Here is a 24,131-nt window from a genome sequence, read left to right as displayed (position 1 = left end):
CGCAGGGAATCGGCGGTGCTGGTCAACGCGGATCAGCCCGCGAACGGCGGCTGTGGCAGGCCCTTGCCCGCTCCCGGTACCACGAACAGGGAGCCCGCCAGGGCGGGTGGGTCGGTGAGGCCGACGCGGGCCGTGGTGATGTACAGGTCGCTCAGGTCGGGCCCGCCGAAGGCGCAGGCCGTGACCAGGGGGACCGGCAGCTCGACCACCCGGTCCAGGTCACCGTCGGGGGTGTACCGCCGTACCGCCGAGCCTTGCCACAGGGCGACCCACACGCACCCCTCGGCGTCCACGGTCAGCCCGTCCGGGAAGCCCGCGCCCTCCTCGATCTCGGTGAGGGTCCGCCGCCCGGTGATCCGCCCGTCCTCGTGGTCGAAGACGTCGACCCGCCGGGTCGGGGAGTCGATGTAGTACATGCGGCGCCCGTCGGGGCTCCACCCCGTGCCGTTGCTGACGGCCACGTCGTCGAGAACGACCACGACCGAGCCGTCCCCGGTGACACGGGACAGCGTGCCGCCCCCCGGCGCCTCGTCGTAGCGCATCGTGCCCGCCCACAGCGCGCCGTCGGGCGCTACGGCGGCGTCGTTGGCGCGGCGGCCGGGGACCGGCTCGTGGTGGAGCCAGCGGAACCCGCCGTCGGGGTCGAGGAGGCCGATCCCGTCGCGCAGGTTCAGCACCAGCCCGCCGCCGGCCCGGGGCTTGACGGCGCCGATGTGCTGTTCCGTGCGGCGCACGGTGCGGCGTCCGGTGGCCGGGTCGTAGGTGTGCAGCCGGGAGCCGAGGATGTCGATCCACAGCAGCCGGCCGTTCGCCGCGTCCCAGGTGGGCCCCTCGCCCAGCTCGGCCTCGGCCCGCACCGCGACCTCGTACGGCGCCGTCACGCCATGCCCCGGTGCCCGAGGTGCTCGGACAGCTCGGCGGCGCCCTTGGCGGCGAGCTGCTCCAGCTCGCCCCGGCGCTCCTCGCTCCAGCGGATCATCGGCACGGAGATCGACAGGGCGGCGACGACCTGCCCGGTGCGGTCGCGGACCGGTGCGGCGACGCAGGACACGTCCGGGTTGGACTCGCGGTTCTCCACGGCCAGGCCCCGCTCACGGATCTCGGCCAGGGCCTCGCGCAGGGCGGCCGGGTCGGTGATGCTGTTGGGGGTCATCGCGACCAGCTCGGCGCCGTCGGGGATGCGCGCGGTGAGCTCCGCCTCGGGGAGGGAGGCCAGCAGCATCTTGCCGACGGACGTGCAGTGCGCGGGCAGCCTGCGGCCGGCCGCCGACACCATGCGCACGGCGTGCGTGGAGTCGACCTTGGCGATGTAGATGACGTCCGTGTCCTCCAGGATCGCCACGTGCACGGTCTCGTCGCAGGTCTCGGCGACGGTCCGGGCGACCTGCTGGCCCTCGGCCGCGAGGTCGAGCTGCTCGGAGTAGCGCGCACCGAGCTGGTAGGGCCGCACGCCGAGCCGGTAGCGTCCGGGCTGGCCCGGCATCGGAACGATGTACTTCCGGGCGGCGAGCGTGGTCACCAGCTCGTGCACGGTGGTGCGCGGCAGCTGGAGCCGGCGCACGATGTCGGGGGCGGAGAGCGTCCCGTCCCCGTCGAGAAAGAGCTCGAGAATGTCGAGAGCCCGGGTCACAGCTGGTACGAGGCGTCCCACGACCGGCACCCTCCCTATCGGTCTCAGGCGCCTGTGTTCGATATTTCAACAGGCGATCGGCATGACGAACACAGGCTAGCCATAGAGGAATGCCCGGGCAATGGGCAGAGGCCCCGCACACGGAAACCCGCGAGCGGCCCCCGACCGCGTGGTGTGCCCATTAAAGTGCCCGGTGTGCGACACGTCACAGGTGTCGCAGAGGTGGGGGGATTTCTGTGCGTGACATGACCATGGGCTCGAACGTGTCCCTGACGGCCCTGAGCGAGAACATCGGCTCCGCGATCGTCAGCCTGGGCTGGTCCAGCCCGACCGGAGAGGGCGACGCCGACGTGTCCGTCCTGCTGCTGGACGGACACGGCAAGGTACGCAGCGATGCCGACTTCTACTTCTACAACAACCCCGTTGCCGCCGACGGCAGCGTGCAGCTGCTCGGCAAGGAGCCGGCGGGAGACGGCAGCGAGGACCGGATCAGCTTCGACCTGACCGCGGTCCCGGCCGAGGTGGAACGGATCGTCGTGGCCGCGAGCCGCTACGAGGGGGCCCGCTTCGGCGAACTGGACGATCTGCGGGTGACCCTGACCGACGCCGTGGGCGAGAGCCTCCTGCGGTTCGTCATCGAGGACGGCGGCCAGGTGAGCGCGATCATCTTCGGCGAGCTGTACCGGCGGGGCGAGGAGTGGAAGTTCCGGGCCGTCGGACAGGGGTACGAGAGCGGGCTGGCCGGGCTGGCGACGGACTTCGGCGTCGACATCGAGGACGACGAGGCGGAGCCCGAGGCCGACCCCGAGGCGGAGGCCGCGCGGGAGAACCCCGTGAGCAGCCCCGGTACCGCGCCGCAGACCATGCCGGAGACGGTGCCGGACGCGGTGCGTACGGCTGTGCCGGAGGCGGTGCTGGACGCGGTCCCCGCGCCGCGTACGCCGGCCGAGGAGGAGGCCGCGCCGAAGAAGCGGGCCGCTCGGCCCCGCACCGCGAAGAAGAAGGCCGCCCCGCCCAGGGCTCCCGTGAAGAGCCTGGCGGAGAACGAGTCCTGGCGGCAGGCCCGGCTCTTCCCGGTGTCGGCGCTCAAGAACGACCGGGACCGCGAGACGCGGGCCACCTCGGTGCTGCTGTCGGTGATGGCCCAGGTGCCGCGGTTCGGGCGGCGCATCACCGCTCCCTTCGGCGCACCGTCGGGCCGTATGGAGACGTTCACCGAGGTCTCCCTGCCGCACGGGGACACGCCCCGGCGCCCCGACGGAGTGATCCGCGTCGAGCGCGCGGGCAAGCTGTGGACCGCCCTGGTCGAGACCAAGACCAACGGCAACCCCCTGAAGTCCGACCAGGTGCAGGCCTACATGGACATCGCGGCCCGGCGCGGCTACGAGGCTGTGATCACCCTGTCGAACGACGTGGCACTGGAGGGCCGCCCGCTGGTCGACGTGAAGATCGACCGGCGCCGCAAGCACCAGGTGGCGCTCTGGCACCTGTCCTGGGCCGAAGTCGCCCACCAGGCCCAGATGCTGATCCGGCACGAGGGCGTCGGCAACGCGGCGCGCACCTGGCTGCTCCAGGATCTGCTCCACTACCTCCAGCACGACAACTCGGGCTGCCACGGCTTCCAGAACATGGGCGCGGCCTGGGTGCCGGTGCGCAACGGCATCAACGACGAGACCCTCTGCCAGGGCGATCCCCGTGCCCTGGAGGTCGTGGAGAACTGGGAGCGGCTCGTCCGGCAGGTGTGTCTGCGGCTCGGGGGCGAGCTCGGTCAGAAGGTGCTGCCCGCCCAGCGTTCCCGGCGCGGCACCGACCCCGGGGCCCGTCGCGCCCGTCTGGCGGACCAGTTGTGCCTGGAGGGCAGGCTCCAGGCGGAGTTGCGGGTGGAGGGGGCGCCCGGGCTGCTCACCCTCAGCGCCGATCTGCGCACCGCACGGCTGCGCACGTCCGTGGAGATCCCGGCGCCCGAGCAGGGCTATCCGCTGACCTGGGTCAAGCGGCTGCTCCGGCGGCTGGCCGAGGCCCCGGCGGACCTGCATGTGGAGACCCTGGTGGAGGGCGGGGCGGGCGGCCCACGGGGCACGCTGGAGCGGTTGCGTCCCGAACCGGGGGATCTGCTTCCGAAGGACGGCTCGGCCCGGATCACCGGTTTCCGGCTGTCCCTGTTCAAGGGCATGGGAAGCGGCCGCGGCAGCGCGGAGTCCGGATTCATCCGGAGCGTCGACGACGCCGTGCACCGCTTCCACACCTCGGTGATGGCCCACCTGGACGCTCCCACCACCGGGCGGACGGCGATGACGGTGGCAGCGCGGGAGCGGGCCGCGGTGTGACGCCGAGCGACGGCGCCGTTCGCCGCCGGGCCTCGCCGAGATGCCCTGGTACGGCGCCGTTCACCGCCTCTTCCGCTCCCGCATCACCCCCAGTTCCCCCCGCAACCGCTGGGCCCGCAGCACCAGTTCCAGTTCGAAGCGGCGGTCCGGGTCGTCGATCTCGTCGCCCCACAGTTCGCGGATCTGGCGCAGGCGGTAGCGGACGGTCTGGGGGTGGACGCCGAGGCGGGTGGCGACCTCGGGGGCGCCGCCGCGGGTCTCCAGCCAGGCCAGGAGGGTTTCGGCGAGGCGGCGGCCGTGGGTGGGGCCGCAGTGGGTGAGGGGGGCCAGGCACCTCAGGGCGAGGTCGTCGATGAGTTCCTCGGGCTGGAGGAGGACCAGGGCCTCGGTGTGCTCCGTGCAGTAGAGGACCTCACCCGACGGGAGGAGGCCGCGTTCCATCAGGCGCACCGCCGCCTCCGCCCAGCGCAGGGACTTCGCCGCGTCGGTGAGCGGCACCGGCGGGCCGATCGCGCCGGACCAGCCGGCCAGGGCCCGGTAGACGAGCTCGGGCCGGCCCGCCGCGTCCGGCTCGGGCACGACCATGCGGGGCTGCTCGTACTCCATGTCGAGCAGCACGCCCTGGCCGACCGCGGGGGCCATCGCCTCCCGGGCCGGGCGGAGCAGCACGCCCACCGCGACCTTCGCCGGTAAGGGCCAGCCGATGCGGGCGGCACGCTCGGTCAGGGCCTCGGCGGGGTCACCGCGGTGGTGCTCGGCGAGGAGCAGTTCCATCAGGCGGCGTTGCAGGCGCAGCCGCTCCCCGGCCTGGCGGGCGGCGGCCTCGGCGTAGCCGCGTACGGACTGGTCGACCAGGCCGTCCAGGTACTCGTAGCCCGCGTCGACGAGTTCGTACATCGCCGGGGGCGGGATCTCCACGCGCTGGCCGATGTCGGCGAAGCGGCGCCAGGCCAGGCGTACGCCCATGCGGTAGATGGCCTGGAGGGAGTCGAGGGAGCGGCCGTTGAGACCCTCGCCGCGGCCGAAGTCCTGGAAGACGCCGGGCGGGACGGTCGGGCGTCCCTCCGAGTGCTCCAGGTGCTGCACGAAGACCTCGATGGCACGGCGGATGCCGACCAGGGCCATCGGCTCGCCGGAGTCGTCGAGGACGACGGGCAGATGAGGGTATTCGCGCTGTATCTCGCGCAGGATCTCCTCGGCGAGCGCGGGCGCCTCCGCCATGGCGATCGCGGCGAACCGGCGCACCTGGAAGCGCGGTACGTCGTGCCAGGCCGAGCGCGTCGAGAGGGCGGCTGCGGTGCGGGCGGCCGTCACGCTCAACTCCCCTGGCCTTCTTGTTCGTACGTGATCAGGGGGGTGTTCGGCTGGTCGGGTGTGGCGTCGAGCAGCGCGACCACGCCGAGGGCGGCGCCCACGGCGAGGGCGGCGCCGAGCGCGACGGTCAGCGCGGCAGCGAGCAGTCTGGACATCGCAGGGTCAGCCTCTCTGTCCGGATTCGTCCGGAGAACAACCGGAGGTTTCCCCACCCCGGCTTCCCGTCCCTGCCTGTCGCGCCCAGTCTCGACAAGCATTGACACCCCGTCAAGAGCGGCCTACGGTTCCCGGCCCAACCGCACGCGCCGTTTCCCGAGCCGTGCCGGCCCTCTCGTACGTCGAGCCGCCCCAAGCCACTGGAGTGCCCGGATGCGCCGTACAACCTCCCCCTTTTCCCTGGTCCTGCTGGGTCTCGGCACGTTCCTGCTGGTGCTGGCGCCCCTGCTCGCCTGGTACGTGGAGCCGCGTGCCGCGGTGAACCCGATCGACATCGACACCACCGCCGTCTACACCGGCCGGGGCAGCGTCTTCGACACTGACCGGATCGAGACGGTGCCCGACCGGAAAATCACCGTGACCCAGCGGGTGCGGGGCAACGTCGAGGACAGCGAACGCAGTGGCAACGCCGTCTGGGACGTGACGACCACGGTCGACACCGACAAGTCGCTGCCGGCCGCCGATCCGCACGACGCGCTGGACTTCGTGCCGCACCGCTGGGTGATGGACCGCGAGACGACGCGGCCGGTGCACTGCTGCGGGGAGAAGCCGTACATCGAGGGCGAGGCGTATCTGAAGTTCCCCTTCGCTGTGCAGAAACGCTCCTACCAGTGGTGGGACAACACCCTCGGCGACACGGTGGTGCTGCGCTACCGGGGCACCGCGAAGGTCCAGGGTTACACCGGCTACAAGTTCACCGGCTCGGTGCCGCCGACCAGGACCGGTACGCGCATGGTCCCCGGCAGCCTCGTCGACCAGCCGGACCGGCCGCAGGTGCTGGCCGAGGAGTGGTACTCCAACCACGGCTTCGAGCTGGTCGTGGACCAGGCGACGGGTCGCGTGATCTACGCGCAGACGGGTCCGAAGCGGACCCTGCGGGCCCCCGGCGGGAAGGAGGACGCGGCGGTGCTGCTGGACAGCCGGAAGGTCTCGTTCACCACCGCGACCCAGAAGGAGGCCGTGCGGCAGGCGAAGCGGGACAGCGGGCAGCTGCGGATGGTGGGCACGACGCTGCCGATCGGGGCGGCGGTGGGCGGCTTCGTGCTCGCGCTGGTGGGCGCAGTTCTCGTGGCGCGCGGGCGGAAGGAGCCGGAGAGCAACGTTCCGGCCGATACGCCCGAAACGCCCCAGCCGACGCTTACGAAGTGATGTGGCGTCAGCTTCAACAAAGCCCGAAATTGTCACGCCGGTGAGTAGCCGTGGCGAACGTCCGGGCGAAAACTGTCCAACCCCACCCGAGCACATCCCGTCCACACTCCCCTCCCAGGAAGAGCTCAGGCTCCCCACGAGCCGACCCCTCCGTGACGACCACACCCCCCACGTTTCCCCACGCTGAGTTCCGCACCCCGAGACGAGTTGGAGCACCCATGCCCCAGCACGTACCGTCCAGGCTGCGCGCCTCGTCCCCCGGCGCGCAGCACCCCCCGGCGCTCCCCCCACATCCGCGCCGGATCGTCTTCCTCGCCCATCGTGATCTGGACAACCCGTCCGCCGGCGGCTCCGAGCTGCTGGTCGACAAGCTCGCCGACGGCCTGACCCGCCTGGGCCACCAGGTGACCCTGCTGTGCGGGGGGCCCGCGGCCTTCCGTGACTACCGGGTCGTGTCGGCGGGCGGCCCGTACGGGCACTACCTGCGCGCACGCTCGACGTTCACCCGCCAGGTCGGCGACTGCGACCTGCTGGTCGAGGTGTGCAACGGCATGCCGTACCTGGCGCCGCTGTGGCATCAGGGACCCACGCTGACGCTGGTCAACCATGTCCACACCGACCTGTGGCGGATGCGCTTCGGCGGACCGCTGGCACCGGCGGCCCGGATCGGCCGAAGACTGGAGCACTGGGCGCTGACCGGGGCGCAGCGGCGGAACCTGCTCGTCGCGGTGTCGTCCTCGACCGCCCACGCGTTACGGGCGATCGGAGTGGAGCGGGACCGGATCCGGGTCGTGCACAACGGGGTCGAGGAGCCGGGCCCGCGGGCCGACCGCTCGGCCGAGCCGCTGTTCGTCGCCGTCGGGCGGCTGGTGGAGTACAAGCGCATCGATCTGCTGCTGCGGCTGTGGGAGCGGGTGCGGCCGGTGACCGGCGGCCGGCTGGTGATCGTCGGTGACGGGCCCGAGCGGGAGCGTCTGGAGCGGCTCGCCGGGCCCGGTGTGGAGTTCACCGGGTATGTGACGGAGGCCGAGAAGCACCGGCTGCTGTGCGTGGCCTGGCTGTTGCTGCACCCTTCCGCGGTGGAGGGGTGGGGCCTGGTCGTGACGGAGGCCGCGGCCCGGGAGACGCCGAGTGTCGCCTTCGACGTGCCGGGACTGAAGGACTCCGTGGTGGACGGGGAGACCGGCGTGCTCGCGCGCGGTGAGTCGTCGTTCGCCGCGGCCTGGTGTGCGCTGGCCCTGGCCGGGCCGGAGCGGGAGTTGATGGGCAAGGCGGCGCGCGAGCGGGCGGCGCAGTTCCGGTGGGACCGGACGGTGCGGGCGTTCCGGGTGGTGGCCGCCGAGGCGGTGAGGGGCGGGGGGACGTGACGCTGCGCCTGCACCGTGTCGGTGCTGTCGTGTCGCGTGTGCGGGTGCCGCGTGGCTGGTCGCGCCCACGCGGCGCGGCCGCACCTGTCGCGGCCCCGCGTCCCCCGACCGCGTTGAAGGACCCCTCGTTCCGGCGCTCCCTCGCCCTGTTCCGTGCCTTCCTCCACGAGCAGGACGATCCCGAGGCCTGTTACTCGTTGCTGGCCCACGACGCCGTCGACCAGGTCGAGTCCTACGACGGGCCGGTGGCCGGGCGTACCGTCCTGGACGTCGGCGGTGGCAGCGGGTACTTCACCGAGGAGTTCCGGCGGCGCGGGGCGCACGCGTTCCTCTTCGAGCCGGACATGGCCGAACTCGGCGCGAAACCCCCCGACTCGGCCGTTGTCGCCGACGGGTATCTGCTGCCCCTGCGGGACGGCGTCGCCGACGTCACGTTCTCCTCCAACGTGCTGGAGCACGTGGCCGATCCGGAGACGTTCCTCAGTGAGCTGGCCCGGGTGACGCGGCCCGGCGGGCTGATCTACGTGTCGTTCACCAACTGGCTGTCGCCGTGGGGCGGGCACGAGTGGGCCCCCTGGCACTACTTCGGTGCGCGGCGGGCCCGGGCCCGCCATCAGCGGCGTACCGGCAGGCCCGCCAAGCACACGCTCGGCGAGAACCTGTTCGCGGTGCACATCGGCTCCACCCTGCGGCAGGTGCGTGCCCGGGACGACGTCACGGTCGTCTCGGCGCGCTCCCGCTACTGGCCCTTCCTCGCGGAGACCGTCGTCAAGGCGCCGGGCCTGCGCGAGTTCGCCACCTGGAACCTCCTTCTCATCTTGCGGCGGTGTCCCCCATGACGACCACGGTCCAGGCTCCTCCCCCGGCAGCCGTTCCCACCTCCGCGACCACCGCGGGCCCGCCCGACGGCCCGCGGTCGCGGCGCTGGCTGCTCGGCTTCTGGGCTGTGGTGTTCGTGTTGTTCCTCGCGGTGCGGCCGGGGCGGCAGACCTTCGACACCAAGCTCGGGGTCACGGTCGATCCGGGGCAGTTCCTCGCCGATCTGGGCCAGTTGTGGCACGACCGGGCCGGGTTCGGCGGGATCCAGGACCAGTACGTCGGCTATCTGTGGCCGATGCTGCCGTTCTACTGGGTGTGCGACCTGGTGCGGCTGCCGGTGTGGCTGGCGGAGCGGCTGTGGATGTCGCTGATCGTGTCCGTCGCCTTCTGGGGGGCGTTGCGGCTGGCGGAGCGGCTGCGGGTGGGCAGCGGGGCGTCCCGGCTGCTCGGCGCGGTGGCGTACGCGCTGTGGCCGGTGTTCACGACCGTCATCGGGTCGACGTCGGCCGCGGCGCTGCCGGGGGCGTTCCTGCCGTGGGTGCTGCTGCCGCTGACGAACGAGCGGTACGCCGCCCGGGTCGCGGCCCTGCGGTCGGCGCTGCTCGTGCCGTTCATGGGCGGGGTGAACGCGTCGGCGACGCTGGCCTCGCTGCTGCCGGTCGGGCTGTATCTGCTGTCCCGGCCGCCGGGGCCGCGGCAGCGCAAGCTGATCGCGTGGTGGGCCCCGGCCGTGCTCGTGGTGACGGCCTGGTGGTGGGTGCCGCTGCTGCTGCTCGGGATCTACGGCGAGAACTTCCTCCCTTATATAGAGACGGCGCGGACGACCACGGACACCATGTCGGCGACCGAGGCGCTGCGCGGCGCCGGGAACTGGGTGGCCTATCTGCACCTCGGTGAGGCGTGGCTGCCGGCCGGCTGGGCCGTGGCCTCCTCCGTGCTCGTGATCCTCTGCTCGGCCCTCGCGGCCGGACTGGGGCTCGCCGGACTGGCCCGGCGGGACATGCCCGAGCGGCGGTGGCTGGTGCTGACGGTGCTGGTGGCGGCGCTGGTGCTGCTCGCCGGGTACGGCGGGGCGTTCGGGGCGCCGTTCCACGGGGTGGTGCAGGGCTGGCTGGACGGGTGGCTGTCGCCGTTCCGGAACATCTACAAGTTCCAGACGGGTGTGGCGCTGGCGCTCGTGCTGGGGCTGGCGCATCTGGTGGGGGTGGCCGCCGAGCCGCGCGGGGCCCGGCGGGTGCGCGGGCGGCGCTTCGCCCCGCTGGTCGCGGCCGTGCTGATCGTGCCCGGACTGCTGTGGCCGTACCTCAACGGCTCGATCCTGAACCCGGGTTCGTTCCAGAAGCTCCCCACCTACTGGCAGGCCACGGCCGACTGGCTGGAGAAGTACTCGCCCGACTCGCGTGCCCTGGTCGTCCCGGCGACCGCGCACGGCGTCTACTCCTGGGGCTCCCCGATCGACCAGCCGCTCGATGTGCTGGCCGAGTCGCGGTGGGCGCAGCGCGACTACGTGCCGTTCGGCACGCCCGGCAACCGGCGCGCGATGGACGCCGTCGAGCAGGCGCTGCTGTCCGGCTCCCAAGTGCCGGGTCTGGCCGACTACTTGAGCCGGGCGGGGCTGTACTACGTCGTCGTCCGCAACGACCTCGACCCCGACCAGATCGGCTATGTGCCCACCGCCACCGTCAAGCGCACCCTGGAGCAGTCGGGGTACGAGCGGGTGACGGGCCTCGGGCCGGTGATGACCGGCGGCCGGATCGCGCAGGACGCGCCGCTCCAGGTGGAGGGGCTGTACCCGCGGCAGCGGGCCGTGGAGATCTACCGGCCGACCGGGCCGGACGTGGTACGGCCCGGGCAGGCCGGCCTCGCCCCGGTCGCCGACACGGCCGTGGTGTCGGGCGGTCCGGAGGCGCTGCTGCCGCTGGCGGAGCGGCTGCGCGGGCGGGCGAGTGTGCTGACCGGCGACCACCACCCGGGGCTCGGCACGCCCGCCGTGCAGGTGCTGGGCGACGGGCTGCGGCGGGCGGACACCCGCTTCGGGCTGGTCAACGCCGGTACGTCGTACACGTACACGCGCGACGAGCGCAACGCGCCGGACGCGCTCCAGGAGCCGGGCGAGAAGCCGCGCCAGATCCTGCCCACCGAGGGCACGGATCATCAGACGGTGGCCGAACTGCGCGGCGCCCGCTCGGTGTCGGCGTCCTCCTACGGCAACTGGCTGTTCCACCTGCCGCAGTACGACCCGGTGAACGCCTTCGACGGCAACCCGCACACCGCGTGGGCGGAGGGCGCACCGGACACACCGGACGGACAGTGGCTGCGCATCGGCTTCACCGGCTCCTACGACATGCCGTCCTCGTTCAAGGTCACGCCGCTGCCGCAGCAGAGCGTGCGCGCCGCCGCGACGAAGGTGCGGGTGGAGACCGAGAAGGGTACGAAGACCAGCTTCCTGCGGCCGAACGGCACGACCCAGCGGATCAAGGCGCCCGCGGGCGCGACAGGGTGGATGAAGCTGACGATCGTGGACTCCGTGGCGCGCCGGACCGGTCTCACCGGCGCCGGCTTCTCCGAGATCGACCTGCCGGACGTGCAGGTGACCCGTCTGCTGCGGCTCCCGTCGGACGCCGAGAACGCCACGTCGGACGCGACCGTCGTCTCCCTGCACCGCGCCTCCGACCCGACGGGCCTGTCCGCGACCGGCACCGAGGCCGGGCTGCACCGCCGCTTCACGACCCCGGCCGCCGGGACGTACGAGGTGACGGCGCGCGCGGTGCCGGTGCCGGGTGAGGAATTCGACGAGCTGCTGTACGAGGTGGCGCCCGAGCAGCAGGCCCGGATCGTCGCCACCGCCGACTCGACGGCACGTCTCGGCGCGGGCCTCACGGCACGCAACCTCACCGACGGCGACCTGACGACGGCGTGGGTCGCGGGCGACCGGCCGGTGATCCATCTGCGCTGGCAGGGCAAGCAGCCGGTCGGCGAACTGGTCCTGGCCCCGGCGGGCGGGCTGTCCGCCCGGGCCTCCGAGGTGCACATCAGCTCCCCGGACGGCGCGGCCATCGCCGGCGTCGACGAGAACGGCTGGGTCCGCTTCCCGCCGATCACCACCGACCGGCTCGACATCACGATCACCGAGACCGCGCCGCTGACCCTGCACAACCCGGTCGCCGACGAGGACCTGCGCCTGCCCGTGGGCCTCACGGAGGCGTACCTGCCCTCCCTCGACCAGTACCGCACCCCGCAGCCGGACGGCACCCGGACGTTCTCCCTGCCGTGCGGCAAGGGCCCGGACGTGGCGCTGGACGGGGAGCTGTACCAGACCAGCGCGAAGGGCACCGTGCGGGACCTGGTGGAGCGGCGGGGCGTTGAGGTGACGCTCTGTCAGGACGGCCGGAGCGACGCCGAGGTGCGGCTCTCCTCCGGCGACCACCGGCTGGAGGGCGGGGACGCCGGCCCGCTCGCGCTGACGGACGTGACCCTGACCCGCGGCTCGGTGCCCGAGGCCGCGGCGGCCGGACGGGACCTGCGGATCCGGGACTGGCTGGGCGACCGGCGCGCGGTGACGGTCGGCTCGGGCGCGGCCTCGTACCTGACGACGTACGAGAACTTCAACGACGGCTGGAAGGCCACCCTGAACGGCAAGGAGCTGAACCCGGTGCGGCTGGACGGCTGGCAGCAGGGCTGGCGGGTCCCGGCCGGGGCGGGCGGCGAGGTGAAGCTGTCCTACGAGCCGGCCACGACGTACGACGCCGCCCTGATCGGCAGCGGCGTCGGCTTCGCGGTCCTGCTGGGTCTGGCGCTGTGGCGCCGCCGCTCCCCCAACCCCGACGCGCCGCAGCCGGTCGCGCCGCTGCCCGGGCTGTGGCTGGGCACGGTGGCGCTGACCCTGGTCGGGGTGGTGATCGCGGGCTGGTTCGCGCTGCTGGTCCCGGCGCTGGCGCTGCTCGCCGCGCGACGGCACGCCCTGCTGGTGCCGATCGCCTTCGCCGCCCTGGCCGGTGCCGGGATCGTCGCGGCGTTCGGGGCCGGGGAGCCGGTGGGCGCGGGCGAGGGAGCGTACGGGCACCTGGCCCAGCTGCTGGCGCTGATCGGCCTGTTCGCGGGGCTGGTGAGCCTGCGTGAGGAGCCGCCGCCGTCGGAGGGACCGCCGCCGGAGGCGCCGACGCAACGGCTGCCGAGGACCGAGACGGGGGAGGGCAAACCCGTATGACCGCACCGGTACGGATCCCGTTCCCGGTGGTGGACGAGGTCTCCCGGCACTGCCTCCAGGAGGCGGAACCCGAGACGGTCCACATCGAGGTCCACCTCCCGGGCCCCCTCGACCACGCGCGGCTGCGCAAGGCGTTCCTGGCGGCCCTGCACCGGCATCCGCGGATCCTGATGCGGGAGGCGCGGGGGCCCTGGTACCGGCGCAGTTATGAGTGGGAGCTGACACCGGAGCCCGATGTGGAGGTGGTGAGCTTCGCCCCGCCGGGCCCGCGCGCCCTGCACGACGCCCGGACGCGGGCGCTGGCCGAGGCCCCGCCGCTGTCGACGTCCCCGCCGGTGCGGCTGGAGGTGGTGGACTCGGTGCTGCTGCTCACCATCAACCACACCGCCCTGGACGGCCCGGCGTGCCTGCGCGTGCTGGCCACGGCCGCCGAGCTGTACGGGGGCCGGGACAACGCCCCGGCGGCGCCCCCGACCCGCGCCGCCGAGCCCCGGCAGGACCCCCCGGACGCCCCGGCCGGCTGGACACCCCCCGCGCGGGTGGCGCACGGCACCCCCGAGCCCTCCCCCGGCAACGGCCTGCTCGTCACCGAACTGCCCCTGCCGCACCGCCCCAAGGGCTCCCCGTACACCGTCAACGACCAGCTCATGGTCACCACGGCCCTGACCATCGCCCACTGGAACCGGGAGCACGGCGCCCGCCCCCGCCCGCTGCGCATCACGATGCCGGTGGACGACCGCCCCCGCGACACCACGATGCCCATCGGCAACGGCACCCGCCTGGTGGAGGTCCCGTTCGCGCCGCGCGAGCTGGACGTCACCGGGATGCCGGCCCTGCTGCGCCGCACCGCGGAGCGCACCCGCGCCCTGAAGTCCCTGCCCCGACCCCAGCTCGGCCACGGCGCGGCCCTCCTGACCTCCCCCTGGGCACCGGTCGCCGCCCGCGCCGCCCTCACCCGCACCCTGCGCCGGGCCGCCGCGCCCTGGACGTCGACGACCCTGCTCAGCAACATCGGCCGCATCCCCTACCCCCTGGACTTCGGCGAGGAGGCGGGCCGCGCGCACGCGGTCTGGTTCTCGGCACCGGCCCGGATGCCCCGCGGCCTGACGGTCACCACCGCCTCCACCGCCGGGCGTCTGCATCTGGCCCTGCGCTGGTCGAAGTCCCTGCTCAGCCATGGTGACGGCGCCCACCTCCGCGACCTCTTCGAGCACTATCTGCACACCACGGAGGTGACGCCGTGACCGCGTCGACGACCACCGGGTCCCCGCCCCACGATCTGCGCGACTTCTACGAGAACCCGGCCGTGCCGGTCGCCTCCGGCACCCCGCGCAGCCTCCGCCAGGCCCGCATGCTGGCCCGCGCCCTGGGCGGCCCGGCGGGCGCGGGCCCGCGGACGATCATCGACATCGGCTGCGGGGACGGCACCGCCGCCGCCACCGCCGCCCCGCTCCTGCCCGGCCACCGCGTCATCGGCGTCGACTGGTCCCAGGACGCCCTGCGCCGCGCCCGCACCCGCATCCCCTACGCCGTACGCGGTGAACTCACCGGTGGCGGGCTGCCGTTCGCCTCCGGGTCGGCCGACGCCGTGCTGTTCAGCGAGGTCGTCGAGCATCTCGTCGACCCGGACGCCGCGCTCGACGAGATCCGGCGGATCCTGCGCCCCGGCGGCCATCTGATGCTGTCCACGCCGAACCTGGCCGCCTGGTACAACCGCGGTCTGCTGCTGGCCGGGGTGCAGCCGGTGTTCTCGGAGGTCAGCCTGCGCGGCATCCACGGCCGCCCGGGCTCGGAGGTCGTGGGGCATCTGCGGCTGTACACCGCACGCGCGCTGAAGGAGTTCGTCGCCGCGTCCGGGTTCACGGTCGTGGGGCTGGAGGGGGCTCCCTTCCACGGCGTGCCGCGTCCGCTGCGCCCGCTGGACCGGCTGGCCTGCGCCCGGCCGCAGCTCGCGTCGATCCTGCTGCTGCACGCCAGGAGGACGTAGCCCATGTGGTGGGGAGTGGCCGCGGCCCTGCTGGCGAACACCCTCTACAGCCTGGGCTTCGTCCTGGAGAAACGTGCCCTCACCTCGCTTCCCGAGGTGACGATCCGGCAACCGGCGCGGCTGCTGCGCCTCGTCATCGGCAGCCCTCTGTGGATCGGCGGGTCCCTCGCCCTCGCGGCCGGTTTCGCCGCACAGCTCGTCGTCTACCGCACCCTGCCGATCGCCGCCGCCCAGGGCATCTTCGTCTCCGGTCTCGTGCTGCTGGTGCTGCTGTCGGCGCGGCTGCTCGGGGAGGAGACCTCCGGCCGGGAGCGGTACGCGCTGGGCGCGATCCTGCTGGCCCTGCTGATGGTGGTGCTGTCGCTGCGGGAAGGTACGGACACCGTCGGCCGGGACGCGCCCTACCAGCTGATCCTGCTGGTGTGCGTGCCATCGCTGGCGGCCGGGGTGTGGCTGTACGTCTCTGCCGAGCGGCGCACCCGCAACCGGCACCGACGGCCGACGACCGGCGTCGAGTACGGCGTGGCCGTGGGCCTGCTGTACGGGGTCAGCTCGCTGGCCATCAAGGGCGTCTCCAGCCGCCTGACGACCGGCGGGATCGGCGGTGCGGTGCCGGCCCTGCTGGGCTCCCCCTATCCGTATCTGCTGCTGTTCACCGGCGCGTTCGGCCTGGTGATGTCGCAGGCGGCGCTGCAGCGCTGCCGGGCCTCGCTGATCGTGCCGGTGTGCACGACCGTGACGAGTCTGTTCACGGCGGTGCTCGGCACGCTGTCGTTCGGCGAGGCCCTGCCGGACGAACCGCTGCGGCTCGCGCTGCGGGTGGCGGGCACGGCCCTGGCGGTCGCCGTGCTGCTGACCATGCCCAAGCACGACACCGCTCCCCGACCCTCCCCACCCGCCAAGGAGCTGGCATCCCCATGAAGCCCGACGACCCGCTGCTGAAGATCCTGGCGTGCCCGCTCGACAAGGGGCCGCTCCATCTGCTGGCCGAGGAGGCCGGGCGGGAGGAGGCGCTGTACAACCCGCGTCTGCACCGCCGTTACCCGATCACCGACGGCATTCCGCAGCTGCTGCCGTCCTCGGGTGAGCAGGTGCCGGACGACGAGCACGAGGAACTCCTGAAGAGGATGGCGCCGTGACCAGCCTGGCGGCCCGGGTCGCCCCCCTGCTGCCGACCCGGCTGGTGGCCGCGACGGCCCGGGCGCTGTACCCCCGCTTCGAGCCGGAGCTGGCCCGGCTCGCCGAGCTGTGCCCGCCGGGCTGCGGTACGGCGGTGGACGTCGGCGGCTGGTACGGGCCGTGGACGCACCGCCTGTCCGGTCTCGCCGAGCGGGTCGTGACGGTGGAGCCGGTGCCCCATCTGGCCCGGCTGCTGCGCGCCGCCGCCCCGCCGAACGTCCGGGTGGTCCGGGCGGCGGCCTCGGACCGGCCGGGCATCGCCCGCCTGTGGCTGCCGCCGGACGACGCGGGCGACCGGGGCGTGTCCTCGCTGGTGCGGCGCGACATCCACGGCCGGGCGCTGGACGTCCCCTGTGTCACGCTGGACGAACTGGGCCTGCGCGACGTCGGCTTCGTCAAGATCGACGTGGACGGCAACGAGTCGGCGGTGCTGCGCGGGGCGACGGGCCTGCTGGCCCGTGACCGGCCCGCCCTGTTCGTGGAACTGGAGTCCCGCATCCAGCCGATCGCGCCGGTGGTGACCTACCTGTCGCTGCTGGGCTACGACGGCTGGGTGCTGCCCGGCGACACCTGGGTGCCGCTGGCGAAGTTCCCGCTGGCCGACCACCAGGCGCGCGCGTCCTACGTCGTCTCCCACGGCCTGCTCCGCCGCGTCCTGCCCGCCCCGCTCCGGCGCGGCCCGCGCTACGTCAACTCCGTGCTGTTCCTGCCCGACGGCCGCCGCCCCGGCAAGGACCCGGTGGGCGACCATGGGTCCCATGCCTTCCGCGAAGCACCCCGCTAGCCCCTTCACCCCGCTCGACTTCCAGCTGGTGCTGCTGCGCCGCATGGCCGACCACAACCCCGGGCTGGTGGAGGACGCCCGCCATGAGCTGGGGGTGTCGATCGCGGACCTGCGCGAGGCGAACCGGCGCTGGCAGGCGATGGTCCGCTCCCCGCGCTCCCGGGCGCCCCTCTCCCGCTATCGCCAGGTGCTGGGCGACCCGGAGTTCCGTACGCCGCGCCGGATCGGCGACCTGGACTGCGAGGCCTGGCTGTGGCCGGTGCCGCTGTGGCCCACCCTGCGCTTCGAGGTGCTGACCGCGCCGAACCGCGCGGTGTGGAACGAGTGGCTGGTGCGCGCCCCGGGCGCGAAGGGCCCCGCCTTGCGCACCCTGGACGACCTCACCCCCTGGTCCTGCACCGTCGACGAGGCGGCCCGGGCCTTCGCCCCGGCGCGTCCTCTGGAGGGCACGGCCCCGACCCGGTGGGGCCTTGCGTTCACTGCGCCGGACGCCGGGGGCGTGCGGCGGGAGGTCGTCGCGGAGTTCACCTGGGGGCTGTTGCAGCGGGTGTCGGTCACCGGCCGTCAGGACTGAGGGGGGTCTTCGCCGGGACGCACCACCACGCGAGGACCGCCGCCGTGAGATACGCGAGCGCGCCGATGCCCATGCTGATCCGGATCCCGGTGCCGTAGTTCGCGGCCGAGGCGAGCAGGCTGCCGCCGAGCGCGACGCCGGTGGCGCTGCCGACCTGGCGGGTGGTGTTGAACAGAGCGGAGGCGGCGCCCGAGTAGGCCGGGGGCGCGGCGCCCATCACGGTGGCGGTGGAGCCGGTGAGGGCGAAGGACGTGCCGAATCCAGCGGCCATCATCGGGAGCACCAGCAGCGCGTAGGCGGGGTCGGCGCCCGCCGCGGCCCAGCCGGCCAGCCCCAGGGCGGCCAGGAGCATGCCCGAGATCACCAGCGGCCGGTGGCCGGTGCGGCGGGACAGCCGGCCGGACAGCACCGAGGCGAACATGGTCATCGCCACCGCCGGGAACAGCGCGAGGCCGGTGCCGAGGGCGCTGTAGCCGCGCTGGTGCTGGAACTCCAGGCTGGCGGTGAACACCATGCCGTAGAAGCCGAAGTTGAACAGCAGGCCGATGACGGCGCCGCCGCCCATGGCGCGCGAGCGCAGCAGCTCCAGCGGGAGGGCCGGGGAGCGGGCCAGCCGCTCGCGCAGGGCGAAGGCGGCGGCGGACAGCACGGCCAGGCCCAGACCGGCGAGCACGGCCGGGTCGGACCAGCCGCGCCGCCCGGCCTCGTTGAGCGCCGCGGTCAGCAGGGCCACGGCGGCGACGACGGCGATCTGCGCGGGCACGTCCAGGGCCCGGTCGGCGCGCCGGGGCGAGCGGGCGACGTGCCGCAGGGTGAGCGCGAGGCAGACCGCGCCGACGGGCAGGTTGACGAGGAACACCCAGCGCCAGCCGACGGTGGAGACGAGCAGCCCGCCGAGCAGCGGCCCGGCGGAGGCGGCGATGCCCGCCATCGAACCCCACAGCCCGAAGGCCCGCGCGCGTGCCTCGGGCTCCGGGTAGGCCTGCTGGAGCAGGGCCAGCGAGCCGGGCACGATCAGTGCCGCACCGAGCCCCTCGACCAGCCGGGCCACGACGAGGAAGGCGGTGCCGGGCGCGAGTGCGCAGGCCGCGGAGGCCGCGGTGAACACCGACACGCCCGCGCAGAAGACCCGCCGGTTGCCCAGCCGGTCCCCCAGCGCCCCGCCCGTGAGCAGGAACCCGGCGAAGACCAGGGTGTAGCCGTCGGTGATCCACTGGATGCCGGTGAGCGAGGCCGACAGCTCCCGCCCGACGACCGGTACGGCGACGTTGATGACCGTGACGTCCAGGATCACCATGAAGTACCCGGCGCACACCGCCAGCAGCGGTGCCCAGGTCCGTTGTTCGGGGGGCATGCCGGTACCACTACACCAAAAGCCTCATCCGGTGGCGTATGCCCCGCGCGTGGGGCTCAGCGGGCGGCGGCCAGCACCGCCTCCACCACCCGGGGCAGGGAGTCCGGGTGCAGTCCGAGGAACAGGTTCGGCTCGATCAGCTCCAGCTCCATCACGCACGGCTCGCCGCCGGGCCCGGTCGCCAGGTCCACGCGCGCGTAGAGCAGCTCGGCGTCGCCGGGCACGGCGGCCAGCGCCCGCTCGGCGACGGCCAGTTCGGCGCGGGTCGGCTCCCAGCGGCGCAGGTCGGGGTGGGCGACCTTGTCGGCGTCGTACGGGGTGCCCGGGGCGAGGACGGCGCCCTTGACACTGGCGTGCAGCAGGCGTCCGCCGAAGAACTGCAAGGCCCGCTCGCCGTGCGTGTCGATGCCGCTCAGATAGGGCTGCACCATGGCGGTGAACCCCTCGGCGTGCATGCGCTCGACCTGCGCCACAGCGGCGTCCCGCTCCCCCGCCGGATACCGGGCGGCATACCGGGCACCGGCCCCCGAGGCGGGCTTGACGACGAACTCGCGGTCGGCGGGCAGCTCCACGACGTCGCCGGGCGCGAAGTACCGGGTGGGCACGGTGGGCACCCCGGCCTCGGCGAGCTGCCCGAGGTAGCGCTTGTCCGCGTTCCACCGCACGACCCCGACCGGGTTGGCCAGCCGCGTCGCCTTGCCGCACCGCTCGGCCCACGCCGTGAACTCCGCGGCGCGCCAGCTGTAGTCCCAGGTGGAGCGGATCAGGGCAAGGCCGAAGGCGGCCCAGTCGACGTCCGGGTCGTCCCAGGGGACGTCGACGGCATCGGCCCCGGCCTCCCGCAACGCCGACACCAGCACCGGCAGGTCCCGGTCCTTGTGCTCCTCGCCGCGGGGGTCGTAGGTGACGACGGCGATACGCGGGGTGCCGGCCACGGCGACTCCATCCTCGTACGGGCGATCGATTCGATATCCGTCGCAGGCTAACAATCGGGTCCGGAACGGCGACACCCTGCTCGATCTCCACCTCGCCGACCCGGACGTCGACCGCGAGCGTTTCTTCCGCCAGTTGATGGTGTACGGAGGGATTGTGGTCGCGGTCGTCCCCGCGGCGGCGTGGCCGGTGACGGCCGCCCCCGGCTGGGGGCAGCCCACCCGCCGACCAGTGGTGCAGGCGAACAGCTAAGGAGATACGACGCGTGACCTCCCTCTTCCCGACCCTGACCGGCGCCCCGGCCGACCGGCCCGCCCTGCGGTTCGGCGAGCGCTCACTGACGTACGGAGAACTCGCCGCCGCGGCCGGAGCGCTCACGGGCCGCATCGGCGGAGCCACGCGGGTCGCCGTCTGGGCCACCCCGACCATGGAGACGGCCGTCGCGGTGGTCGCCGCGCTGCTCGCCGGAGTCCCGGCGGTGCCGCTCAACCCCAGGTCCGGTGAGAAGGAACTCGGGCACATCCTGTCCGACAGCGCCCCCGCACTCGTCCTCACCGCTCCCGACGACGTCCTCCCCGCACCCCTGCGGGACCTGACCCGCGTGGACGTCGACGTGCACGCCACCGGCCCGGTCCCCGAGGACCGCGCCGCGGACGAGGACCCGGCCCTGGTCGTCTACACCTCCGGCACCACCGGCCCGCCCAAGGGCGCCGTCGTCCCGCGCCGGGCGATCGCCGGCACCCTCGACGCCCTGGCCGACGCCTGGCGGTGGACCGGCGACGACGTCCTCGTCCACGCACTGCCCCTGTTCCACGTGCACGGCCTGGTCCTGGGCACCCTCGGCCCGCTGCGGCGCGGCGGATCCGTGCGGCACCTGGGCCGCTTCAGCACCCAGGGCGTCGCCCGCGAGCTGAACGGCGGCGCGACCATGCTGTTCGGCGTGCCGACGATGTACCACCGCATCGCCGAGGCCGTGACGAGCGACCCGGACCTGGTGAAGGCGCTGACCGGGGCCCGGCTGCTGGTCTCCGGCTCGGCGGCGCTGCCCGTGCACGACCACGGCCGGATCGCGGCCGCGACCGGACGGCGGGTGATCGAGCGGTACGGCATGACGGAGACGCTGATGAACACCAGCGTCCGTGCCGACGGCGAGGCCCGCCCGGGCACGGTCGGCGTGCCCCTGCCCGGAGTGGAACTGCGGCTGGTCGAGGAGGACGACTCGGAGGTCACCGCGTACGACGGGGAGACGGTCGGCGAGATCCAGGTGCGCGGGACGAACCTGTTTGTCGTACGGCCCCAGGAGCTGCGGGAGACGCTCGGGCGCTGGCTGCGGCTGCTGACCTGCCCGTCCACCACGCCCGCCCCGCCGCCCGAGCCGCTCGGAGGGTCCGCGGTCCTGCCCGTCACCGGCTGGGACGCCGTCCGCCGGGCCCGCTCCCCGCAACGGCCGCGCGCCGCGGCCTACTTGGACGCCTACTTCACCGACCGGCTCGCGATCGGCGGCGACCGCTGCGGCGGCACCGACCCGGACGGCATGCTGTGCGGCTTCGGTACCCACGAGGGCCGTACGGTCGCGTACGCCGCGCAGACCGGGACCGCGACCCGCCCCGCCGGCTACCGCACCGCCGCCCGGCTGATCCGCCTCGCGGACCGGCTCGGCGTCCCGGTGCTGACCCTCGTGGACACGCCGGGCGCGGCCAACGACGCGCAGGCGGAACGGCAGGGCGCGGGCGCGGCGATCGCCGATCTGTTCGGCGCGGTCGCGAGCGCCCGCACCCCGGTGACGACGCTGGTGATCGGCGAGGGGGGCTCGGGCGGCGCCCTGGCCCTGGCCGCCCCCGGCAACACCTGGGCCACACCCGACAGCTACTTCTCGGTGATCGCGCCGGAACTGGCCGCGGCCATCCTCAAACGCCCCCCGCGCGAGGTCGAGTCGACGGCGGACCAACTGCGCATCAGACCACAGGATCTGGTGGAGCTGGGGGTGATCCGGGGGACCGTCGGTGGGTGAGTTCCGTGAATGCCCTCGGCGTCCTCGCGCACCTTCCGTCACAATGGTGCTGCCCAGCGCAATCGGACGACGGGGGTGTCGTGGACGGGTTGGTCGAGTTCAAGACCGGTGACGGGGCCGTGGTGGCGGTCGAGGCGGTTTCGGAGCGGTCCGGCTCCCGGCTGGTCTCCCGCGACGGCACGGTCCAGGCGGCCCGCACCTTCGAGGGCGCCCTGGACGGTGTGCGGGCGGCGGCCGAGTCCGCGCTGCGCGTCTTCCGGGACGGCACGCTCAGGCCCGACGGGGTGGAGATCGAGTTCGGGGTGAAACTGGCCGCCGAGACAGGGGCGTTCATCGCCAAGGGCACCGCCGAGGGGCACCTGGTGGTCAAGCTGACCTGGTCCCCGTCCGCGACGGACGCTCCGGCCACGCCGGGTGCCCCGCCCCTGCCGGAGGCCGCCTCAACTCCGCGGGTACCGCCCCCGTCGGATGCCGCCCGGGCCCCGGGGGCCGGCGCCGCCTCATGAACAGCGCCGTGGACGGCACAGCGACGAGCGCGCTGAACAGCGCCGAGTGGCACGCCCGGATCGAGTTACGGGGCCGGGTGGCCGGAGCGGGTTTCCTGGTCACCCCGAGCCTGGTGCTGACGTGCGCTCATGTCGTGGGCGACGGCGAGGATCTGGCGGTGACCTTCACCGAACGGCCCGGCACCCCGGCCGTTCCCGCCCGGGTCGTCGCGCACGGCGGCTGGAGCGGCGGTGTCACCGACCCGGGCGACCTGGCCGTGCTGGAGCTGGACCGGGAGATGCCGATGGCCCCGGCCGCCCTGGCCCCGGTCGACGCGGCGCACGGCCCGACGGCCCGACGGCTCGTCGTCTACGGCTTCCCGGCCGGCTGGGAGGAGGGCACGCTCGCCGAATGCCGGGTCACCGCACCCCAGTTGATCAGACGCGAGTGGTTCCAGCTGGAGGCCTGGCACCGCAGCGGGCAGCCCCTGGCCCCCGGCTTCAGCGGGGCCGCCGTCACCCTGGCCGACACCGGCGAGGTCGTCGGCATGGTCACGGCCGACTCCGGCAGCGGCGAGGTGCGCACCGGCCGGATGATGCCGACCCAGGTCATGGCCCGGTACTGGCCGGACCTGGAGAGCCTGGTCCCGACCTCGGACCACACCAGCGCCGACCGTGCCCGGCTGCGCGCCCTGGTCGAGAAGGCGGCCCGGGCCGGTGTCGACTGCGACCCGGCGCGGCTGTACACGGCGGCGGCCGGTCCGTTCGACCCCGCGCCGCCCGAGGAGGGGTTCGACTCGCTGTGGTCGGCGGCCCTGTTCGTGCTGTGCGAACTCGACGGCCCGGGCGCCGCGGCGACCGTCGCCCGGTTCGCCGACCGGCTCCAGGATCTGCTGCACACCCCGGCCGTGGAGCCGTCGGCGCCCGACTGGTCACCGATCCTGGTGGAGCTCGGGCACAGCGGGGCGGGCGACGGGTTGGTCCGGGTCGAGGTGTCGGCGTACAGCGGGGGGCGGCGGCATCCCGTCGAGTCCGGCACGGTCGAGCGGCACCGGCTGCACGCGTACGTGCAGGAGGGGATCGAGGCGGCCTTCCGCTATCTGACGCCCGGCGCCGACGAGTTGGTGGCGTTCGCGCTGCCCCGGGACTGGCTGGACTGGCCCGTCGACCGCTGGGAGAGCGCCCCGGACGACGACACTCCGCTCGGCTGTGTCTACCCGCTGGTGGTCACCGACCACTCCCGTCGCAAGGCCAGCACCCGGCATGTGCTGACCCGGGCGTGGAAGCGCCTGGACGCGCTGCCGGGAGCGCGGGTGCACCGGGTGGAGTGCGGCGGGCCGGAGGAGCCCGGGCGGCTGCGGTTGCGGCTGCGCCAGCGCGACGCGTGCCTCGCCGGGTTCGGCACCGCCCCGGCCGCCGCCCGTACCCGGCCGCAGTTCGACGTCTCGCTCGCCGCTCCGGCCCCGGTGATCGTGTGGTCGCGGGGTGGCTGCGGCTCCGGGCAGGAGGAGTGCGCCGGGACGGACGGCTGCACCGGCAAGGCGTTCCTCGACGCGCTCGACGCCCAGGTCAGGGCCGTACCGCCCGCCGAACTCCCGCGTCATGTCCTCGCCCTGCGCGAGGAGGCGCTCGCCGAGGAGGACCACTGGGCGCACGGCATCCAGCTGCTCTGGGACGACCCGCGGCTCTTCGCCGACCCGCATGCCGTCGCCGCGGCGCACGCGAGGTCGCCGGTGGCCTGACCCACCCGCACGCACCGGGCCTCGACCTTGAGCAGCACCGCACGCGACGCGCT

At 73.9% G+C, this 24,131-nt stretch carries 20 protein-coding genes; 14 read left to right on the top strand and 6 right to left on the bottom strand.

Going from position 1 to position 24,131, the window contains the following annotated elements; genetic code table 11:
* Positions 1 to 32: 32 nt before the first annotated feature.
* Together ACFZDE_RS08110 and ACFZDE_RS08105 are read right to left on the bottom strand one after the other, a co-directional pair.
* On the bottom strand, positions 33 to 881 hold the full coding sequence (locus ACFZDE_RS08110) for an SMP-30/gluconolactonase/LRE family protein (RefSeq protein WP_391198412.1): 849 nt from the start codon (positions 879 to 881) through the stop codon (positions 33 to 35).
* Positions 878 to 1,651, bottom strand: a complete 774-nt coding sequence (locus ACFZDE_RS08105; RefSeq protein WP_391198410.1) for an IclR family transcriptional regulator C-terminal domain-containing protein — start codon at positions 1,649 to 1,651, stop codon at positions 878 to 880. The genes ACFZDE_RS08110 and ACFZDE_RS08105 overlap by 4 nt, the downstream gene beginning before the upstream one ends.
* Positions 1,652 to 1,875: 224 nt before the next feature.
* On the opposite strand from ACFZDE_RS08105, the gene ACFZDE_RS08100 reads away from it, so the two are divergent.
* A complete protein-coding gene (locus ACFZDE_RS08100) occupies positions 1,876 to 3,957 on the top strand; it encodes a TerD family protein (RefSeq protein ID WP_391198920.1) in 2,082 nt (693 codons plus the stop codon).
* Between the two features lie 60 nt (positions 3,958 to 4,017).
* Here ACFZDE_RS08100 and ACFZDE_RS08095 read toward each other — a convergent pair whose 3' ends face one another.
* Both ACFZDE_RS08095 and ACFZDE_RS08090 read right to left on the bottom strand, forming a co-directional pair.
* Positions 4,018 to 5,271 carry a helix-turn-helix domain-containing protein gene (locus tag ACFZDE_RS08095; protein ID WP_390997160.1) on the bottom strand — a complete coding sequence of 418 codons (1,254 nt, stop codon included), beginning with the start codon at positions 5,269 to 5,271 and terminating at the stop codon, positions 4,018 to 4,020.
* A gap of 2 nt (positions 5,272 to 5,273) precedes the next feature.
* Positions 5,274 to 5,426 (bottom strand): hypothetical protein, encoded by a 153-nt coding sequence (locus ACFZDE_RS08090; protein WP_390997157.1) that lies wholly within the window; start codon positions 5,424 to 5,426, stop codon positions 5,274 to 5,276.
* A 214-nt stretch (positions 5,427 to 5,640) separates the two neighbouring features.
* On the opposite strand from ACFZDE_RS08090, the gene ACFZDE_RS08085 reads away from it, so the two are divergent.
* The 10 genes from ACFZDE_RS08085 to ACFZDE_RS08040 all read left to right on the top strand — a co-directional run bounded on the left by ACFZDE_RS08085 (position 5,641) and on the right by ACFZDE_RS08040 (position 17,553).
* Positions 5,641 to 6,636: a porin PorA family protein gene (locus ACFZDE_RS08085; RefSeq protein WP_391198408.1), complete on the top strand. Its 996-nt coding sequence runs from the start codon at positions 5,641 to 5,643 to the stop codon at positions 6,634 to 6,636.
* A gap of 218 nt (positions 6,637 to 6,854) precedes the next feature.
* Positions 6,855 to 8,003: a glycosyltransferase gene (locus ACFZDE_RS08080; protein ID WP_391198405.1), complete on the top strand. Its 1,149-nt coding sequence runs from the start codon at positions 6,855 to 6,857 to the stop codon at positions 8,001 to 8,003.
* 113 nt (positions 8,004 to 8,116) lie between these two features.
* A complete protein-coding gene (locus tag ACFZDE_RS08075) occupies positions 8,117 to 8,842 on the top strand; it encodes a methyltransferase domain-containing protein (protein WP_391198402.1) in 726 nt (241 codons plus the stop codon).
* Positions 8,839 to 13,029: an alpha-(1->3)-arabinofuranosyltransferase family protein gene (locus ACFZDE_RS08070; protein ID WP_391198400.1), complete on the top strand. Its 4,191-nt coding sequence runs from the start codon at positions 8,839 to 8,841 to the stop codon at positions 13,027 to 13,029. Before ACFZDE_RS08075 ends, ACFZDE_RS08070 begins: the two co-directional genes overlap by 4 nt.
* A complete protein-coding gene (locus ACFZDE_RS08065; RefSeq protein ID WP_391198397.1) occupies positions 13,026 to 14,273 on the top strand; it encodes a condensation protein in 1,248 nt (415 codons plus the stop codon). The genes ACFZDE_RS08070 and ACFZDE_RS08065 overlap by 4 nt, the downstream gene beginning before the upstream one ends.
* Positions 14,270 to 15,016, top strand: coding sequence for a methyltransferase domain-containing protein (locus ACFZDE_RS08060; RefSeq protein WP_391198394.1), 747 nt, complete (start codon positions 14,270 to 14,272; stop codon positions 15,014 to 15,016). The genes ACFZDE_RS08065 and ACFZDE_RS08060 overlap by 4 nt, the downstream gene beginning before the upstream one ends.
* 15 nt (positions 15,017 to 15,031) lie before the next feature.
* On the top strand, positions 15,032 to 15,937 hold the full coding sequence (locus ACFZDE_RS08055) for a hypothetical protein (protein WP_390997975.1): 906 nt from the start codon (positions 15,032 to 15,034) through the stop codon (positions 15,935 to 15,937).
* Positions 15,934 to 16,155: a Trm112 family protein gene (locus ACFZDE_RS08050; protein ID WP_175432374.1), complete on the top strand. Its 222-nt coding sequence runs from the start codon at positions 15,934 to 15,936 to the stop codon at positions 16,153 to 16,155. The genes ACFZDE_RS08055 and ACFZDE_RS08050 overlap by 4 nt, the downstream gene beginning before the upstream one ends.
* Complete coding sequence (locus ACFZDE_RS08045) at positions 16,152 to 16,979, top strand: FkbM family methyltransferase (protein ID WP_391198393.1); 828 nt, start codon at positions 16,152 to 16,154, stop codon at positions 16,977 to 16,979. The genes ACFZDE_RS08050 and ACFZDE_RS08045 overlap by 4 nt, the downstream gene beginning before the upstream one ends.
* Entirely contained in the window at positions 16,945 to 17,553 is a 609-nt protein-coding gene (locus ACFZDE_RS08040; RefSeq protein ID WP_391198391.1) for a hypothetical protein, read from the top strand. Before ACFZDE_RS08045 ends, ACFZDE_RS08040 begins: the two co-directional genes overlap by 35 nt.
* On the opposite strand, the gene ACFZDE_RS08035 is transcribed toward ACFZDE_RS08040, so the two are convergent.
* Both ACFZDE_RS08035 and ACFZDE_RS08030 read right to left on the bottom strand, forming a co-directional pair.
* A complete protein-coding gene (locus ACFZDE_RS08035; protein ID WP_391198389.1) occupies positions 17,534 to 18,907 on the bottom strand; it encodes a DHA2 family efflux MFS transporter permease subunit in 1,374 nt (457 codons plus the stop codon). The two genes, ACFZDE_RS08040 and ACFZDE_RS08035, sit on opposite strands and share 20 nt — an antisense overlap.
* A 56-nt stretch (positions 18,908 to 18,963) precedes the next feature.
* Positions 18,964 to 19,842, bottom strand: coding sequence for a RimK family alpha-L-glutamate ligase (locus tag ACFZDE_RS08030; protein ID WP_391198386.1), 879 nt, complete (start codon positions 19,840 to 19,842; stop codon positions 18,964 to 18,966).
* A 263-nt stretch (positions 19,843 to 20,105) separates the two neighbouring features.
* Here ACFZDE_RS08030 and ACFZDE_RS08025 point away from each other — a divergent pair, with 263 nt between their 5' ends.
* The 3 genes from ACFZDE_RS08025 (at position 20,106) to ACFZDE_RS08015 (ending at position 24,078) form a co-directional block, all read left to right on the top strand.
* Entirely contained in the window at positions 20,106 to 21,851 is a 1,746-nt protein-coding gene (locus ACFZDE_RS08025) for an AMP-binding protein (RefSeq protein WP_391198383.1), read from the top strand.
* A gap of 80 nt (positions 21,852 to 21,931) precedes the next feature.
* Positions 21,932 to 22,357 carry a CU044_2847 family protein gene (locus ACFZDE_RS08020; RefSeq protein WP_391198381.1) on the top strand — a complete coding sequence of 142 codons (426 nt, stop codon included), beginning with the start codon at positions 21,932 to 21,934 and terminating at the stop codon, positions 22,355 to 22,357.
* On the top strand, positions 22,354 to 24,078 hold the full coding sequence (locus ACFZDE_RS08015; protein ID WP_390997121.1) for a trypsin-like peptidase domain-containing protein: 1,725 nt from the start codon (positions 22,354 to 22,356) through the stop codon (positions 24,076 to 24,078). Before ACFZDE_RS08020 ends, ACFZDE_RS08015 begins: the two co-directional genes overlap by 4 nt.
* Positions 24,079 to 24,131: the final 53 nt, after the last annotated feature.

It is taken from the genome of Streptomyces sp. NPDC007929, assembly GCF_042959065.1.
GTDB lineage: Bacteria > Actinomycetota > Actinomycetes > Streptomycetales > Streptomycetaceae > Streptomyces.
Note: the sequence above shows the minus strand (reverse complement) of the source record. Positions and strands in the feature narration are given on the sequence as shown.